This is a genomic window from Amycolatopsis granulosa (genome assembly GCF_011758745.1).
GTDB classification, from domain to species: Bacteria; Actinomycetota; Actinomycetes; order Mycobacteriales; family Pseudonocardiaceae; genus Amycolatopsis_E; species Amycolatopsis_E granulosa.
Map to the genome: position 1 here is coordinate 4,018,755 of NZ_JAANOV010000001.1, position 16,912 is coordinate 4,035,666.

General features: G+C 68.5%; 16 protein-coding genes, 1 tRNA gene and 1 pseudogene. 9 read left to right on the forward strand and 9 right to left on the reverse strand.

The genetic code is table 11. The features are described 5' to 3' along the window. Positions 1 to 45: 45 nt before the first annotated feature. The gene (locus FHX45_RS19755; RefSeq protein WP_167104072.1) at positions 46 to 1,677 is read right to left on the reverse strand and encodes an AMP-binding protein; all 1,632 of its coding nucleotides are present in this window, start codon (positions 1,675 to 1,677) and stop codon (positions 46 to 48) included. Positions 1,678 to 1,719: 42 nt separating this feature from the next. After that, the gene (locus FHX45_RS19760; RefSeq protein WP_167104074.1) at positions 1,720 to 2,586 is read right to left on the reverse strand and encodes a hypothetical protein; all 867 of its coding nucleotides are present in this window, start codon (positions 2,584 to 2,586) and stop codon (positions 1,720 to 1,722) included. A gap of 266 nt (positions 2,587 to 2,852) precedes the next feature. Here FHX45_RS19760 and FHX45_RS19765 point away from each other — a divergent pair, with 266 nt between their 5' ends. The 3 genes from FHX45_RS19765 (at position 2,853) to FHX45_RS19775 (ending at position 4,813) form a co-directional block, all read left to right on the forward strand. Next, positions 2,853 to 3,938: a calcium:cation antiporter gene (locus FHX45_RS19765; protein WP_167104077.1), complete on the forward strand. Its 1,086-nt coding sequence runs from the start codon at positions 2,853 to 2,855 to the stop codon at positions 3,936 to 3,938. A gap of 129 nt (positions 3,939 to 4,067) precedes the next feature. Further along, positions 4,068 to 4,526, forward strand: coding sequence for a hypothetical protein (locus FHX45_RS19770; protein ID WP_167104079.1), 459 nt, complete (start codon positions 4,068 to 4,070; stop codon positions 4,524 to 4,526). A gap of 56 nt (positions 4,527 to 4,582) precedes the next feature. Further along, entirely contained in the window at positions 4,583 to 4,813 is a 231-nt protein-coding gene (locus FHX45_RS19775; protein WP_167104082.1) for a hypothetical protein, read from the forward strand. Here FHX45_RS19775 and FHX45_RS19780 read toward each other — a convergent pair. Beyond that, positions 4,798 to 7,260, reverse strand: a complete 2,463-nt coding sequence (locus FHX45_RS19780; RefSeq protein WP_167104084.1) for a helix-turn-helix transcriptional regulator — start codon at positions 7,258 to 7,260, stop codon at positions 4,798 to 4,800. The genes FHX45_RS19775 and FHX45_RS19780 overlap by 16 nt on opposite strands. A 106-nt stretch (positions 7,261 to 7,366) precedes the next feature. On the opposite strand from FHX45_RS19780, the gene FHX45_RS19785 reads away from it, so the two are divergent. Beyond that, positions 7,367 to 7,945, forward strand: coding sequence for a dihydrofolate reductase family protein (locus FHX45_RS19785; protein WP_167104087.1), 579 nt, complete (start codon positions 7,367 to 7,369; stop codon positions 7,943 to 7,945). A 54-nt stretch (positions 7,946 to 7,999) separates the two neighbouring features. On the opposite strand, the gene FHX45_RS19790 is transcribed toward FHX45_RS19785, so the two are convergent. Both FHX45_RS19790 and FHX45_RS19795 read right to left on the reverse strand, forming a co-directional pair. After that, positions 8,000 to 8,605: a TMEM175 family protein gene (locus tag FHX45_RS19790; protein WP_167104089.1), complete on the reverse strand. Its 606-nt coding sequence runs from the start codon at positions 8,603 to 8,605 to the stop codon at positions 8,000 to 8,002. A 137-nt stretch (positions 8,606 to 8,742) separates the two neighbouring features. Continuing rightward, positions 8,743 to 8,946 (reverse strand): hypothetical protein, encoded by a 204-nt coding sequence (locus FHX45_RS19795; RefSeq protein WP_167104092.1) that lies wholly within the window; start codon positions 8,944 to 8,946, stop codon positions 8,743 to 8,745. Positions 8,947 to 9,426: 480 nt separating this feature from the next. Between FHX45_RS19795 and FHX45_RS19800 the strand changes: the two genes are divergently transcribed. Beyond that, positions 9,427 to 9,921, forward strand: a complete 495-nt coding sequence (locus tag FHX45_RS19800) for an NUDIX domain-containing protein (RefSeq protein ID WP_167104095.1) — start codon at positions 9,427 to 9,429, stop codon at positions 9,919 to 9,921. Positions 9,922 to 9,971: 50 nt separating this feature from the next. Further along, positions 9,972 to 10,151: a hypothetical protein gene (locus FHX45_RS19805; protein WP_167104098.1), complete on the forward strand. Its 180-nt coding sequence runs from the start codon at positions 9,972 to 9,974 to the stop codon at positions 10,149 to 10,151. Between the two features lie 763 nt (positions 10,152 to 10,914). Here FHX45_RS19805 and FHX45_RS28645 read toward each other — a convergent pair. The 4 genes and pseudogenes from FHX45_RS28645 to FHX45_RS19825 all read right to left on the reverse strand — a co-directional run. Then, positions 10,915 to 11,114: pseudogene (locus tag FHX45_RS28645) on the reverse strand (manganese catalase); the annotation flags it as partial. Between the two features lie 316 nt (positions 11,115 to 11,430). Beyond that, entirely contained in the window at positions 11,431 to 13,209 is a 1,779-nt protein-coding gene (locus FHX45_RS19815) for an AIPR family protein (protein WP_167104101.1), read from the reverse strand. Between the two features lie 548 nt (positions 13,210 to 13,757). After that, positions 13,758 to 13,830 (reverse strand) — tRNA-Arg (locus FHX45_RS19820). 13 nt (positions 13,831 to 13,843) lie between these two features. Beyond that, entirely contained in the window at positions 13,844 to 14,035 is a 192-nt protein-coding gene (locus tag FHX45_RS19825) for a hypothetical protein (RefSeq protein ID WP_167104104.1), read from the reverse strand. A 2-nt stretch (positions 14,036 to 14,037) separates the two neighbouring features. Here FHX45_RS19825 and FHX45_RS19830 point away from each other — a divergent pair, with 2 nt between their 5' ends. Genes FHX45_RS19830 through FHX45_RS19840 form a run of 3 tightly spaced genes read left to right on the forward strand, consistent with a single transcriptional unit; the run spans position 14,038 to position 16,852 of the window. Continuing rightward, positions 14,038 to 14,691, forward strand: a complete 654-nt coding sequence (locus FHX45_RS19830; protein ID WP_167104107.1) for a response regulator — start codon at positions 14,038 to 14,040, stop codon at positions 14,689 to 14,691. Positions 14,692 to 14,732: 41 nt separating this feature from the next. Continuing rightward, entirely contained in the window at positions 14,733 to 15,425 is a 693-nt protein-coding gene (locus FHX45_RS19835) for a response regulator transcription factor (RefSeq protein WP_167104110.1), read from the forward strand. An 8-nt stretch (positions 15,426 to 15,433) separates the two neighbouring features. Next, on the forward strand, positions 15,434 to 16,852 hold the full coding sequence (locus tag FHX45_RS19840) for a sensor histidine kinase (protein ID WP_167109224.1): 1,419 nt from the start codon (positions 15,434 to 15,436) through the stop codon (positions 16,850 to 16,852). Positions 16,853 to 16,912: the final 60 nt, after the last annotated feature.

Below are 16,912 nucleotides of genomic sequence, written 5' to 3' on the forward strand. Positions count from 1 at the left end.
ATGATCACAAGGCGTCGGTGGGCGCGGTCTCAGCGGCGCGCGCCGTCACCCGCTCCGCAGTGCGCGGCGCAGCAGCTTGCCCGACACCGTCTTCGGCAGCTCCGCCAGGAACTCCACCTGCCGCGGATACTTGTAGGCCGCCAGCCGGGCGCGGCAGAACGCGATCAGCTCGTCGGCCCCCACCGAATGTCCGGGCCGCAGGCTGACGAACGCCTTCACCGTTTCGCCGCGGTACTCGTCGGGCACGCCGACCACCGCGGCTTCCCGCACGGCCTCGTGTTCGTACAGCACGTCCTCGACCTCACGGGGCCACACCTTGTACCCGCCCGCGTTGATCTGGTCCTTCTTGCGGTCCACCACGTAGAACCAGCCCTGCTCGTCCATGTACCCGACGTCACCGGTGTGCAACCGGCCGCCGGGAAGAGCTTTCTCCGTCTCCGCCGGCTTTCCCCAGTACCCGGCCACCACCTGCGGCCCCGACGTCACCAGCTCGCCCACCTCGCCGGCCGGCACGTCGTGACCGCCGTCGTCGACCACGCGGACCACCGTGTCGTACACCGGCACCCCGACCGACAACGCGCCCGAGGCCGGGTCCACCGGGGCGACCGACCCGAACGGCACGGCGTGGGACGGCGAGGTCGTCTCGGTCAGGCCGTAGCAGTTGTGGATGTAGGTGCCGAACATCGCCTGGAACGCCGTGACCGTGCTGGGCGGGATCGGCGCCCCGCCGGAGTAGATCTTCGTCAGGCTCGCCAGCGCCTCCCGGTCGGCGCCGGGCGCGTTCATCAATGCGATGAACACCGTGATCGACCCGATGGTGAACGTGGCACCCTCGGCCCGCACCGTGCGCAGGGTCTCGGCCGCGTCGAACCGGTGCATCAGCACCAGCGGCGCGCCGGTCAGCAGGGCGACCGCGACGTGCGCGATCAGCCCGGTGATGTGGAACAACGGCGCGACGCCGAGGATGACGTCGCCGCTGCCGATGCCCACCCAGTCCCGGTAGGTCTGGGCGTTGAAGACGACGTTGCGGTGCGTGGACATCGCGCCCTTCGGCGGTCCCGTCGTCCCGGACGTGTAGGTGAGGAACGCGATGTCGTCCGGTCCGAGCGTCACCTCCGGCGGCGCCACCCCGCGGAACCGCGTGAGCATCCCGGCCAGATCGACGGTGCCCGGGCAGTCCACCGGATCGGCGGGGGCCGCCCGGTACTCCGATTCGGACGTCGTCAGGACCGTCCGCACCGCCGTCCCGGGCACGACCTTCGCGGCCACCTCGTGCCACAGCGAGTGGAGGGTGACCAGCACGGTCGCGCCGCAGTCGGTGAGCACCTGGCCCAGTTCGCGTTCCCGGTTCATCGGGTTGACCGGCACCGCGATCCCGCCCGCCTTCCACGTGCCGACCTGGGCGATCACGAACTGCGGCACGTTCTGCACGTAGATCGCGACCCGCTCGCCCGGGCCGAACCCGGCGCCGGTGATCCCGGCGGCGAACGCGTCGGTGAGGTCGTCCAGCTCGCGCAGGGTGATCCGGCCGCCGAAGTAGCGGAGGATCGCACCGTCGGGATCGCGCGCGACCGACGCCCGGAACATGGCCAGCGCGCTGTCGTGCTCGACGGTGATCCCCGCCGGCTGCCCCGGCGCGTAGCGCGCCAGCCACGGCCGGTCGTCGTAGACGCTCATCACCGGCGATGATCCGCTCCCGCGGCCGGGAGCGTCAACACGTCAGCGGTGGCGGCGGTCGCCGCGGTCGTGATGGTCGTAGCCGTGCCCGTAGCCGTGTTCGAAGTAGCGCTCGTAGGCGCTCCAGTCGCGTGGGATGTCGTACTGCGGCAGGCTGAACTGCGGCGTCGGCTGCTGCCGGGCCTGCTTGGGCGCCTGCCGGCCGGCCGTTTTCTTCGTGGTGTTCGCCGGCGCGGCCGCCTTCGGTGCCGCCGTTCGCGGAGCGGCCTGCTTGGTCGCGGCGATCGGCAGGATGCCGCTGAACTGGCCCTGGGGTGGCATGGACTCCACCTGTCCGCCGCCGTTGGGGGCGGCCGGTTCCGGTGGCGCGGCGTGGCCACCGGCGAGGCTGACCGGCTCCGGCGTGCCGCCGTGGCCGGTGATCCACCCGCCGACGAGCATCGCCCCGGCGAGGGTGAGCCCGGCGCCCGCGGTCGCGAGGAGCAACGGGCGGTTCCGCCGTTCCTTCACGGGCTGCGCCTCGGCGTCCTCATCGACCGGCACGACCAACGGCTCGCTCGGCTCGCCCGGTTCCTGGCGGGGGATGCACGCCTCGAACACGATGGTCCCGGCCGCCCCGACGGCCGCCGCGGGCTCCGGAACAGGCAGAGCCGGCGGTGGCGGCGGGGCGACCGGGGTGGTCGCGAGCGCCGCGGGGGTCTTCTCGCCGGACATCGTGCCGGGTGCGGTGGTCCGTCCCGCGCGGCTGCCCTCGTCGGCACCCCGGAGGGTGGCGCCGACCGTGCCGGCGGAGCCGAACGAGCCGGTGCCGAACACCCGCATGCCGGTGGTGCTCGCGACCGGAGGCCGCTCCAGCCGGCGCGGGGATTTCGAGTCGAGCACCGAGATCGCGGCAACCATGGTCGGCATGGTCGTCTCGACGGGGGAGGGCTCGGGGACTCGCGTATGGCCGTGACTCCGCTGAACCGGACGATCACTGCGTGCGAGCAGTTCGGCGACGGTCGTCGCCCCGCTTCCGGTTCCCAGACTGTGGGCACCCGTCGACACAGGGCTTACCTTCCTCGTTACTTGTCGCTCGATCGCGTGAAAACATCCACCCAGGGGTGACAGGGCACCACAGTCCGCCGTCGCGCGCAAGTCCGGCCCCGCCGCGATCGCTGTGGCAGGGTGGGCCCGTGGGCGCCCGCATTCGATCTCTGCTGACCGACTGGACCGTCCTGGGCCCGTCGGTGGCCGTCGTCGCCCTGCTGCTCAGCTGGAACCGGGCACTGCCGTTGCTGCTCGTCATCGTGGTCGCGCTCTGCCTGGCCGCGGCCGTCCTGGCGGCGGTGCACCACGCGGAGGTCGTGGCCCACCGGGTCGGTGAACCGTTCGGGTCGCTCGTGCTGGCCGTCGCCGTCACGGTGATCGAAGTCGCGTTGATCGTCACCCTGATGGCCGATGGCGGGGCGAAGGGTGCCACCCTGGCGCGGGACACCGTGTTCGCCGCGGTGATGATCACCTGCAACGGCATCCTCGGACTGTCGCTGCTGATCGGCGCGCTGCGGCACCGGGTCGCGGTGTTCAACGCCGAAGGCGCCGGGGCCGCACTGGCGACGGTCGCGACGCTGGCCACGCTGAGCCTGGTCCTGCCGACCTTCACGACCAGCCGTCCCGGTCCGGAGTTCTCGCCCGCGCAACTGGCCTTCGCCGGCGTGGCCTCGCTCGTGTTGTACGGCCTGTTCGTCGCCATGCAGACCTACCGCCACCGCGACTACTTCCTCCCCGTCAAGCAGGGCGCCGATGAGCACGCCGACCCGCCCGCCCCGGGCGCGGCCTGGTTCAGCCTGGTCTTCCTGCTGATCGCGCTCGTGGCGGTGGTCGGTGACGCGAAGGTCGTGTCCCCGGCGATCGAAAAGGGCGTCGACGACGCCGGCCTGCCGCACGCGGTGGTGGGTGTGGTGATCGCTCTGCTCGTCCTGCTGCCGGAAACCCTCGCCGCGGTGCGGGCCGCCAACCGCGACCGGATCCAGACCAGCCTCAACCTGGCGCTCGGCTCGGCGATGGCCAGCATCGGCCTGACCATCCCGGTGATCGCCCTCGCCTCGATCTGGCTCCCCGGCCCGCTGGTGCTCGGGCTCGGCAGCACCCACCTGGTGCTGCTCGCGCTCACCGTGGTGACCGGCGTGCTGACCGTGGTGCCCGGCCGTGCCACCCCCCTGCAGGGCGGCGTCCACCTCGCCCTGCTCGCGAGCTTCATCTTCCTGGCCGTCAACCCCTGACGGCGCCTCCACGCCACCGAAGGCCACCAGTACCCCTCCCGTAGGAGGCCACATGTGTCCAGGTCAGGCCGGTCGCCCTGAGCGATCGTGCGCCCGGGAACGGTGCACCGGGCAGGCCAGGATGCTGGTGTGAAAAAACTCGTGCTGTCCTTGTTGGTGCCGGTTCTCGCGGCCATGACGATGATCGTGGGCGGCGGTACCGCGAGCGCCGCCTCCAACCCCTATACCGCGGCCGGTGCGTGCGCCCATGACTTCGGTGGGAGCTGGCAGCAGGCTTCGACCCGCGGTCGCTACGCCATCAACAGCTGGAAAGGCCACGCGGCTGACGTCTACCTGATGTACAACGCGGCCACCGGGTACAACTGCGTCGTCACCATCAAGCGCCTGAACGTCGGTACGGCGACCAGAACCGGTGCTCATCTCGAGGTCCAAGGTGGAGCGACGAAGGGCCAGTGGGGGGACTACAAGTACTACTCGGCGGTCCAGGCCTTCGCGCGGGACCGGTGTATCCGGTTCTTCGGTAGCGTCTGGGTGAACCCGGAGACGGACAGCGCGGGCCCCTCCGACACCTGGGGCAATTGCCACTGACCGCGGCGCAGCTTGCCCGGCTGTGGTTAAAAGATCACGTGAACTATCGAATTGATGTGAAACGTCTGGCCGCGGCGGGGACGGTCCTCGCGGCTTCGCTCGGGATCGTGCTCGCGAGCGCGGGCACGGCCGCCGCCCAGGAGCCGGACGGCAAGTACGCGACGAAGGCCAGGTGCGAGGCGGTCGGGAAACCGCAGGTCACCGTCGGTGGCGCGCGGGGCTACGAGTGCTTGTACCACGCGTCGAGCCCAGCCTCCCAGCGGTGGTGGCTCTACGTCATCGGCTGAGCGGCAGCCTGCGCGGCGAGCTCGGTCCGGTTCGTGACACCGAGCTTGGCGTAGATGTGCGACAGGTGCGTCTTGACCGTGCTGCGGCTCATGAACAACCGCGCCCCGATCTCGGGGTTGTTCAGGCCCTGCACGGCCAGGCGCACCACACTCTCCTCGGTCGGGGTGAGACTCGCCCAGCCGCTCGCCGGCCGGCCACGCCTGCCGCGGGCGCGGCGCGCGTAGCCGATGGCGTCCTCGAGCGGCATCGCGTTGCCGGGCACCGGGCCGTGCGGCAGGCCGAGGTCCCGCTTCGCGCGTTCCACTGCCTGCCGTAGCGGCTCGTCCTCGGTGGACAACGCCGCCAAGCTGCTCAAGCAGCACCACCACAACCCGTGCTCCACGCGGATCGCCAGCGCCTCGTGGTGCAGGTCCGCCGAACCGGTGAGGAAGGCGGACTGTTCGAGCGCGTCCGCGACCACTCTCGGCATCCCGGCCTGCCGGGCGGCACCGAGAGCGTCTCCGGCGACCGCGGCCGCCGCTTCGCGGTCCCCGGTCAACCGCAAAGCTTCCGCAAGCCCGACCAGCGCGGGCGGGGTGCGCTCCCGGCGGAACCAGCCGATCGCCTCGCACGGCTCGCCCGACCACAGGTGCAGATAGCCCTTCGCGACAGCCAGCCCGGGCACGAAGGGCGCCGACCCGGCGCCCTCGACCAGCCGGACCATCGGGTCGAGCGCGGCCGCGGCCGCGGTCAGGTTCCCCGCCGTGCCCTCGATCATCGCGAGGACGCTCGTCGCCGAGCCGATGCGGTGGTAGTCCTCGAGCGGCCGGGCCACCCGCACACCCTCCGCGGCGAGCTCACGCGCCCGGGTGAGGTGCCCGGTGTAGAGGGCGCTCGACGCGAGGAAGGACAGCGCGGTCGAGGCGACGCCGCGGTCTCCGCGGGGCAGCAGACCCGCCACCGCGGTCTCCAGCAGCGGAACCGCGGCCGCGTGGTCGTCCCGCAGGTGGGCGATGATGCCCAGCAACGCGGTCGCCCCGTCGCGGACGAAACCGCCGTGGGCGCTGCGGGCCCGCTCGGCGAGTCGCGTCGCGGCGGCGAAGTCCCGCATCAGCTCGCCGAGCGCGGCCAGGAGGGTGGCGAGGCCGTCGTCCGGGACGATCGCCAGGGCCGCCCGGGTCGCATCGTGGTCCGGGCCCAGCTGCTGGGTGGTGTCGGCGACGAGGGCGAGGCCGGTCAGCAGCCGGGCCTGCAGCTCGGTGCCGTCCGGGCCGCGGTCGAGGGCCCGGCGCAGCAGCGTCATGCCCTCGTGGCCGCGCCCGTTGAGATGCCACAGCCAGGCCAGCCCCGCGGCGAGCCGCCGCCCGCGTCCGGGATCCGCGGCGAGCCCGTACTCGATCGCGGCATGCAGGTTCTCCTGATCGGGGCCGACCGCCGCGCGCCACGCGTCCTTGTCGGTCTCCAGCAGCGGCTCGGCCTCCTCGACGATCGCGAGGAAGGTGCCGAGGTGCCGGCCGCGGATCTCGTCCTCCTCGCCCGAGGACACCAGCCGGGCGAGGGCGTACTGCCGGATCGTCTCCAGCATCCGGTAGCGCGTGACAGCGCCCGTCGTGTCCGCGATGACGAGCGAGGTGTCGACCAGCCGGCCGAGCCCGGCGCGCACGTCCGTTCGCGGCAGACCGGACACGCCGGTGGCCGCACCGAGGGTGAACCCGCCGGTGCAGACACCGAGCCGGCGGAAGAGCACGCGGTCGGCGTCGCTGAGCAGGTCGTGGCTCCAGGCCATGGACGCCGCGAGCGTCTGGTGCCGCGCCGCCACCCCGCGCGGGCCGCGCACGAGCAGGGCGAACCGGTCGTCGAGACCGTCGAGGATCTCCGGGACGGACAGGGTCCCGGACCAGGCGGCGGCGAGCTCGATCGCCAGCGGGATCCCGTCCAGCCGGGCGCACAGGACGCTCGTCGCCGCGGTTTCGCCCGTGCCGGACCGGGCGCGGAACAGGGCGACGGCGTCAGCGGAGCTGAGGGAGGGCACCCGCCAGATCCGTTCCCCGGGCACGCCCAGCGGCTCCCGGCTGGTGGCCAGGACGGTGACGTTCGGGCAGCCGCTGACGAGCTCCACGGCGGCTTCGGCAGCGGCGGTGAGGACGTGCTCGCAGTTGTCCAGGCACACGAGCATCCGGCGGTCGCCGATCTGCCGGGCCAGCGAGCCGTGGTCCGGGGTGCGGAGGGTGCCGGTCGCCTCGGCCAGGAGTTTCGGCACGACGGCCGGATCGGAGGTGGCGGTGAGGTCGGCCCAGCGGACCTCGTCGTGGGACTCGGCCACCCGCAAGGCCAGCCGGGTCTTGCCGCAGCCGCCCGGACCCGCCACGGTCACCAGCCGGTGCGCGGCGAGTTCCGCGGTGAGCGCGGCCAGCTCCACCTCCCGCCCGACGAACGGGGTGAGCTGCGGCGGCAGGGTGGCTGACATCGCGGATCAGTGTGCCATCCCGGACGGTGGCCAGGTGGCCGATATTTCCGCGCCGCCGCGGCCGCACAGTGGGTTCCTGTCCGGTTCACCAGATTGAGGAGTGCAGATGAGCAAGGTCATCGCCAACATGTCCATGTCCCTCGACGGCTTCATCGCCGACCGCGGCGACGGCATCGACCTGCTGTTCGGCTGGATGGGCAACGGTGACGTCGAGGTGCCCACCGCCGTGGAGTGGGCGACGTTCCGCATGTCACCGGCGAGCGCGGAGTACATGCGCGAAGCGATGTCCCGCGTCGGCGCGCTGATCGCGGGCCGCCACCTCTACGACATCACCCACGGGTGGGGCGGCCGGCACCCGATGGGGGTCCCGGTCGTGGTGGTGTCGCATTCGACACCGGACGACGCTCCGGCGGGTTTCGCGTTCGTGCCCGGCATCGAGGAGGCGGTCCGCGTCGCCGCGGAACGGGCCGGGGACAAGGACGTGGTGATCGCGAGCGCGAAGATCGCCCAGCAGGCACTGGACGCCGGCCTGCTGGACGCCATCCACGTCGACCAGGTGCCGGTGCTGCTCGGCGAGGGCGTGCGCTGGTTCGAGAACCTGACGAAGGCGCCCGTGCGGTTGAGCAACCCCACCGTGGTGGAGGGCAACGGCGTGACGCACCTGGCCTACGACGTCGTGCGGTGAACGCGAGCCGGTCGGAGGAGTAGCCGAACCCGTCCGGGGTGCGGGTGTGCTGGTTCAGCGGGACCGGAACCGGGCACGCGCGACCCAGGGCGGCACGAACAGCAGGAACAGCGAGAAGTACCCCACCGCAGGCACCAGCGCCGCCAGCGCGAACGCCGCGATCAGGGCGATCGCCACGCCGACGGAGTTGAACACCCACTCCGGGTTGATCTCGGAGGTGTCGTACATCAGGTCGGAGTTGCGGCGGACCAGCAGGGTGATCGCCGTCAGGCACAGCGTGTTGGCGAAGACCGTGCCGATGTAGAACAGCACCGTGAACCGCTCGTTGCCGTAGGCACCGGTCAGCTCGGTGGGGAACGGCAGGACCGCCACGGTCAGCAACCACGCCAGATTCAGCCATACGAGTGCCTTGTTGTACGACTTGATGTGCTCGAACAGGTGATGGTGGCTCATCCACTGCCGGCCGATCACCACGAAGCTGAGCAGGAAGCTGAAGATCTCCCAGCGGTTCTGGCTGATCACGTCGGACGCCGGGCGGTGCTGGTCCACCAGTTCCGGCACGGCGTCGACGAGGGGCAGGACCAGCAGGGTCAGCGCGATCGCCACGACGGCGTCGGAGAAGAAGACCAGGCGCTCGGCTGTTTTCGGCCTGGCACTCATCGTCTCATTAGCAGCCGCGGGGTTCCGGGTGTCAAGATCTCCACCCGCCCCCGGCGCGGCGCTCCACGGCCATGAGGACTAGGGACCCCGCTGCCTGACCCGCGCACAGCGAAGGTCGCCACAAGTGGTGCGTCAGCTCAGACCGGCGGCTGCAGACCGGGCAGCCAGCCGGGCCGCGGCAGGTGGCTGCACGTCGGGCACTTCTGCTCGGCGAGCAGCGTCATCGCCCGGCCGCCCATGATGGCCATCTTCGGCCGGCTGATCGTGCCGTTCCCCGCGCAGGTCGGGCACTCCGTGTCCACCTGGTCGGAGCCGTTTTCGATCTGCTGCTCGTCGCTCACGCGTCACGCCCTCACGTCGGTTCTATTCCCAGGTCCGACGCAAGTCTGGCAGGGGACCTTCTCGGGATCGCGTCGCTGCCCTCAGGGTGGCGGCGGTGACGGGGCTGCATCACGTAGCCGCTGCCTCTGCGGACTCGTACACGTTCGCCGCGACGGTCTTCCTCAATCGCACCTGACGTTTTCACGCATATATCGCAGCGGTTTCATGACCGATCGCCGCGCGCACCCGACGGGCAGACCGGACGCGTCCATCGCCAAGTCGCGGCGGGACTGAGCGTGCCCCTACAGGATGGCCTCGCGGCAGTCGCCGACCCGGATCGCGACCTCCACACGGCCGTCCCCGCGAGAGGCGGCGGGGACGGTGTCGATCGGGCGGTGGGCCGAACCGATCGCGTGGGTCGGCCACTATGACTGCCACACCGCACAGAAAGCGGTACTCGTACAGGCTCGTTCGGCGTTAGCCACCGGTAGCCTCGTCGCGTGGACTTGCTGCCGTTCGACGAGTACGTGCGCTCCCTGAACCGCAAGCGCATGTCGGCTGGCGTCCTCTTCTATGACCGCGAGGACCGAGTGCTGCTCGTCCAACCCTCGTACAAGCCGCACTGGGACATCCCTGGCGGGGCGGTCGACGCTGACGAGGCGCCTTGGACGACGGCCGCGCGAGAGGTCCGCGAGGAAATCAGTCTCGATCGGGCCATTGGTCGGCCACTGGTGATCGACTACTTGCGGGACGATGGACGGTTTCCGGAGGGGCTGGCGTTCATCTTCGAGGGCGGGCTGATCAGTGAGCCAGAGGTGGCTGACCTGAAGCTCACGGGCCCGGAGATCCTGTTCGCCGGGCTCTACTCGCTCAGTGAGGCCACGGTGATGCTGAAGCCGTCACTGCTGGCCAGGCTCATCGTTGCGCTGGAGGCCGTCCATTCGGGTGCTCTCGCGCTGTGCGAGGACGGCAAGCGAGCTGACGGCTCAAGCTGATCAGCCCGACATCGCGTTGCTGGGGAGCCGACCACGTAAGATCATCTCGCATGGATCCGGCTGTGAACACCAACGTCGTCTTCTTCCAGGCGAACGGCAGTGACGAGGATCTCCTGCAGGGCGCCGCGCCCGCTCAGGCGGAGGACGCCGTCCGGCAGGCCTGGCGCCAGGCGCAGGAGGAGCGGCAGGTCCAGGCCAACGCAATCACCCAGGTGCAATGCACCTGGTAGCCCTCGGAAGCCGACCGGCGACCTTCCGCGGCGTGGAATTCACCTACGTGTTCGCGCGTCCCCAGGACGGCGTGCGGCCTTCCACAGGGCGGCGAAGGCCGTCGCGTGGATCGAGCTGGACCACGCCGTTCAGTCGCACGCGACAGCTCGGGCGGAGGGTGAGTGGTTGCCCATCCTCCACACCCACGACGGCCCCTTGGGGTTCTACGCGTCCTTTCCGTTGGTGGGCGACCGGTTGCATGTGGGATTCGCCAGGGTGCGGATCTCGGACACCGCCCGGGTCGGGATGTCCCACCTCCTGTGGAACAGGCTCGTGCAGATGAGCGAGGAGGAGATCGAGGAACTTGTCGCGGAAGCGGCCGGCAACCTCATGGACCAGCTTCGCTTCACGGTGTTCGTGGATGAGGAGAAGGGACGCATGGCCATCCTCGAACGCCCCGACGGCAACCTCCGCGCCGCGCCCGCGATCGTGATGGGCGACTTTCCCGGGCAGGCCGCCGAGCAGATCGGTGAGGACGAGCTGATCGTGGGGTTGATCAGCCCGGACCAGCTCTGTATCGCGGGGGCCAGGTCGGGATGGGTCGAGGAGATCATGGACTGGGTCCGCACGTCGCCCGACCCGAGCGGCGACCTCGTGCCCGCCGTCCTGCTGATGGACCGTTCCGGGATCAGGGAGATGGTGGCCGAACGTCCGACGGGACGGGTGCCCGCCGCGTGTCGCTGGGGCCGTCCCCTCGGGAGTACTCCCGAGGGGACGGCCGCCTCACGTCAGCTTGTTGACCGCCGACTGGGCCTTGCCCTTGACCGTGCCCAGCGCGTCCTTCGTGGGCGAGTAGGTGGCGTTGAGGCCGGGGTCGGGTTTGGGGGCGGCGCCGGGGCCGCCGAGGGGTTGAGGTCCATCAGGTACTCGATACCGACTTCGCCGCCGGACCAGGAGCCCTTGTGGCCGTCGGGGCCGTCGGAAGGTCCGGCCAGGCGGACCGTACCGCGGACGGTATCTGCGGCGGCGGCGGTCAAGCCCCACGGATCCAGACGGATGGGTACTCCTTGCGTTCAAGGTTTGAGGCGACAGCCTTGTCCTTGATACTCGTATTGATCCGGAAGACGAAACTGTTGAGTAGGTCATCTCGCGCTCCGGCTCCGGTCGTCTCCTCGAGTTCTGCGATCTTCGTCCTGATTTCTTCGCACCGGTCCACAACCTGAGGTCCTTACATATGGAGTCCGGCTGTCTCCAGGAAAAGGCTGATGCGACCAGCTATGGGACGTGGCGATGCCGGCGCTAGTGTTGACTAACCGCCTTTACTCTCCCCAGCAACGCCTCCTGGCTTCGCCTGCTTCGTACGTCATCTTTTCGCAGGCTCCGCCCCTCGGCGAGCACATCTCGGAATTCCGCTGACGCAACTTCTACGGCAGATGTGATGGCATTTTCTATGTCTTCGGACAGCTTGTCAGATATGCGGAAATTGAGTTTCTTCGGGTTTTCGAGTTTTTTAGCTGCGGCGTCGATATCGCCAGTCTCAAAGATTGAGATGAGGCCGGGATTAACGAGAGCCGACGCCATCATGGCAATGTGGTACTTGGCTGCCTTTAGCGTGGTGGATTCCGGCGTCCTTGCGAAATACCTATCAATGCGATAGATCATCCAGGCCGCGTAGTAATATGTTTCGACGGGATAATTTCCCCACACGAAGGACCCTTCTACTTCGAGATCTTTCGGCGATCCAATCGCACGAGAAGACTCGCCGAAAAGGGTTGCTGCCACAGCGCGGTTCAACTCGGGCGTCGCGACTACGCGGGTACGAGCAAATGCAAGTGCCGCTCCACGGTTCTGGCGCTCGTAACGCAAGCCGTCTGCGCCGGACTGCGCGAAGTACTCCTCAACGTTTTTCGCAATTTGCGAGCTAGCCTGTATATCCGTAGATCCAATCGCAGTTTGCAGGTTGGTTGCGATAGAGACACTTGTCCGAACGTCACGGTCGTTCGAACTCACAATCTTAACGGGTATCCAGAGGTTATCCAGCAGTTGAGGGTCATTTTTCACCTCGTCGGTTTCTGACCATCGGATGAGCTGATGGCTTGTCTGTCCGCCATTGACAATTTGGTATCCCGAAATAAAGAATCTGTCGCCATTCCCGCGCAGGCCGGTTGCAATGATTGTCAATCCATTATTCAAGAAAGGGAAATGCTCGCGTTCGGCCGACTGCAACGTCCCCATAATCCGGCTGTTCACCGTATTGTGGGGGCCGAGGTCGAGACGAACATTGTCGTCGAATATCCCGGCGCGTACCTCTCCGAAATTATCTTTCAGGAGCTTCATGATCTCGGTGGCGGATACAAGACCGATGTAAGCCTCACTCACTCTCTCCGTTGCCGGTATCGTCTGCCGCTTCTCGAAGTTGAATTGGACGTTCTGAGGTCCGTGACGTTCTTTTTGCTTGTTGGCGAGCTCTTCATGGCCATGAGTGCGAAGTCTGAGACCCTCCGAATAGACTCCGAGTTCGCGTATGCGTGCAATCGCTTCTGTAACTTGAAGCTGGGACCGTGCACTCTGTCCCTCGTTGGAACTAGTAGTAACATAGTAAAGCTCGCACGGAATACGACTGTCCTGGAATTTGTCACCATTCTCAGCTATGCGATCGATGAGGATCGCCACGTCGACTAACCGTGGCGGAAGTGCAACAGAGTTGGCCTTAATCGCATACTTTGTAACTGCCTCGACGCCGTGAAGAAACTTGGCAATGAGCTTTGAGTCGTACGACTCGCTTGTCTTAGCCTGGATAAAGATTACCTTTGAAGAGTTTGCACTCTGTCCCGCAATTAGATCATCGATCTCCTCTGGTTCGAAGACAATCCGGTTATTGACAATTACCGCGGCAATGTCGATGCCTTCATCTTCGCCGCCGCCGAGAACTGTTCTTTCAATCGATTCAACGTCGTCGCGCACGTACTGAAATAGATAGTTAGCAGCGACGTATCGTTCGAACTTGTCAGCGTCGGTTCCTTCGAAGCCGAAGTCACGGCAGAATTTCGCAACACGCTTACCTGTAAGGGTGTCCATTAAGCCTCCTCGTGAGAGCCGCCGCGCGGCGAGTGACACCCTCGTCGTTCGCCTGCCACTGACCATTTTTCAGGTGAGAGCGCATCAGGTGACACAGTGACAGGAGGTTACCGGTTGCGGATCTCCGAGTCGATAGGCCGCGCACCGCGTCGCCGACTTCTGCGTGGCGTTGGTAATCGTTGAATATGGTTACGTGGGTAACCTTCGCCGTCTCGTCGACCTGACGCAGCCCGAGCATGCTGTGTTAGGGGGACGCATTCCGCTCGGCTGCCGCCTGGCTGCCCGGCTGCCCCTTTGATGTAGCGTGATAGCTCCCCGGGAGGTCGGCGAGATGCCGTTTGCTCGCACACGGACGCAACCGCCGCGCTCGACCCATCTCGGAGACCTGCCCGTCTGCGCGAGGACATTCTCTTCTTCTTGAGCTGCGGCCCTCGGTGCAACCGCCGACCGGTAGCTTGGGTGCGGCCGTTGAGAAGCCCAAACCCGAGGGCTGAGCATGGGGAGGAACAGCACGAAACCCCTGGCCAACGGATCTACCAGGGGTTTTGTGCCCCCGGCAGGATTCGAACCTGCGACACCCGCTTTAGGAGAGCGGTGCTCTATCCCCTGAGCTACGAGGGCTGGCCGTCCCAGACTAGCGGGTCCGGTCCTCGTCGATGAGCGTGACCTCGACCTCGCCCCGGCGCCGGTCCGCGAGGTGGTCCAGAACCCTACGGAAGGCGCGGGCAACCTCGGTGAACAGCGTGTCGACGCCGGGCGCTACCAGTGGGTAACCTTCTGTGATCGGGATGCGGAGACCCCGCTCCACCGAGTGCCCGGAGGACATAGTTGATCAAGCTCATGTTCGCCGACGACGAGGAGCTCGTGCGGGCCAGCCTGCGCGGCATGATGGCCGGCGCCCCGGACATCGAGGTGGTCGGTGAGGCGAACGACGGGCGGGCCGCCGTGGAGACCGCGCGGCGCCTGCACCCGGACGTCGTCCTCCTCGACATCAAGATGCGCGCGCCGGACGACGGCATCCGCGCGCTCCGCGCGATCCTCGACCTGCCCAGCCCGCCCGCCGCGGCCATGCTGACCACCTTCGACGTCGACGAGTACGTCAGCCTGGCCCTCCGGCTCGGCGCGAACGGCTTCCTGCTCAAGGATATCGAGCCCGCCGCGCTGCTCCGGGCCGTCCGGGATCTCGCGCGGGGCGGCGCCGTCCTCGACCCGGGTGTCGCGGCGCGCATGGTGCGCGCCCACCGCGAAGGGCAGCGCGCGGCCCAGCCGGCGCGCAAGTTGCTCGCCTCGCTGTCCGACCGTGAGCGGGAGGTCGTCGGGCTCGTCGGGCAGGGGCTGTCGAACGCCGAGATCGGCGGGAAGCTGCACCTGTCCGAAGCCACGGTCAAGGGGTACGTCTCCGCGGTCCTGTCCAAGATCGGCGCCGCCAACCGGGTGCAGGCCGCCCTGCTCGCCTACCGCGGGGGTCTGCTGGACCCGTGACTTCTTAGGCGCGTCTCAGCACCGTCGGCAACACTGTCTACATGCGCATTCTCGTAGTCGACGACGACCGGGCGGTCCGGGAGTCCCTGCGGCGGTCGCTGGAGTTCAACGGCTACCAGGTGGAGCTCGCCGGCGACGGCGCACAGGCACTGGAGCGCGTCATCGCCGACCGGCCGGATGCCATGATCCTGGATGTCATGATGCCCCGGCTCGACGGGCTGGAGGTGGCCCGCCGGCTGCGCAGCACCGGCGACGACCTGCCGATCCTCGTGCTCACCGCCCGGGACACTGTCTCCGACCGCGTCTCCGGGCTCGACGCCGGTGCCGACGACTACCTGCCGAAGCCGTTCGCGCTGGAGGAGCTCCTCGCCCGTCTCCGCGCGCTGCTGCGCCGCGCGTCCCGCGAGGCGCAGACCCCGCCGGACGCGGAGAAGCTGACCTTCGCTGACCTGATGCTCGACCCGGGCACGCGCGAGGTCAGGCGCGGTGACCGCGACATCAGCCTCACCCGCACCGAGTTCGCGCTGCTCGAGCTGTTCATGTCCTATCCGAAGCACGTGCTCACGCGCGGCCGCATCCTCGAGGAGGTGTGGGGCTACGACTTCCCGACCTCGGGCAACGCGCTCGAGGTGTACGTCGGCTACCTGCGCCGCAAGACCGAGGCCGGCGGTGAGCCGCGGCTGATCCACACCGTCCGCGGCGTCGGGTACGTCCTGCGGGAAACGCCGCCGTGAGCCAGACCATGACCGAGCCGGTGCCCGTGATCCGTGTCGACGAGGGTGGAGGTTCAGCCCCGCGGCGGATGTCGCTACGGGCGCGGGTCACCCTTCTGGCCGCAGCGTGTGTCGCGGGCGTGCTGGCGCTGGTCTCATTGGGTGCCTACATCACCGTCTACAACAACCTGTACCAGCAAGTCGACGACGAGCTGGTCCAGCAGGCGAACAGCGTGATCAACGACCCGCAGGTCGTGCAGACCGGGGGTCTGCGCATCCCCACCTACATCACGCGCCTGGTCGACGTGCGTTTCGACCTGATCGTGGCCGACGGCTCGTCCGCGTTCGAGTCGCAGCCGTCGGTGCGGCCGCCGATCGGCACGGACGAGCGCCAGGTCGCGAGTGGTCAGCGGTCGTCGTCGATCCGGACCGACCAGAACACCGACTCGCGCGTGCTCGCCGTGCCCTACCGCTATCAGCCGGGCGTGGCGCTGGTGCTGTCGCAGCCGCTCGACGCGACCAAACAGACGCTGCGCGAACTGGCTGTCGTGCTCGCGCTGATCGGCGGTGGCGGGATCCTGGTCGCCGCGCTTGCCGGAACGGCCGTCGCCCGCACCGGGCTGCGGCCCGTCGAACGGCTGACGTCGGCCACCGAGCACATCGCCCGGACCGGTGATCTGCGGCCGATCCCGATCAGCGGGGACGACGAGCTGGCCCGGCTCACGCACAGCTTCAACACGATGCTCGGCGCCGTCGCCGACTCGCAGGAACGCCAGCGCCAGCTCGTCGCCGACGCCGGTCACGAGCTGCGCACCCCGTTGACCTCCTTGCGCACCAACCTGGAGCTGCTGCTGTCGGCCAGCCGTTCGGGCGCGCCGTCGCTGTCGGCGCAGGACCGCGCCGACATCGAGACCGACATCAAGGCCCAGCTGGACGAGCTGACGCAGCTCATCGGGGACCTGGTGGAGCTGGCCCGGCAGGACGAGCCGCGCACCGGGTTCGAGCGCGTCGAGCTGGTCGAGGTCGTCGAGCGCGCACTGGACCGGGCGCGCCGCCGCGCCGGGGAAATCGAGTTCGACGTCCAGCTCCAGCCGTGGGTCGTCGTCGGCGACGCCGGTGCGCTGGAGCGCGCGGTGCTGAACCTGCTGGACAACGCGGTCAAGTTCTCGCCGCCCGAGTCGCGGGTCCGGGTCCGGATGTACCCGGTGGGCGACGGGACCGCGGTCATCGAGGTCGCCGACTCCGGCCCGGGCATCGCGGACGAGGACCTGCCGCGGGTGTTCGACCGGTTCTACCGTTCGTCCGAGGCGCGCACGCTGCCCGGGTCCGGGCTCGGGCTGGCGATCGTCAAGCAGGCCGCCGAACGGCACGGCGGCACCGTGCACGCCGGCCGTGCCCCCGAGGGCGGCGCGCTGATGGCCCTGCGCCTGCCCGGCACCCCTGGCTGAGAACCAACCATCGTCCAACCTCCCGGGTGTTGATTCGTGTAGGATTTTGTGTAGTTGTTG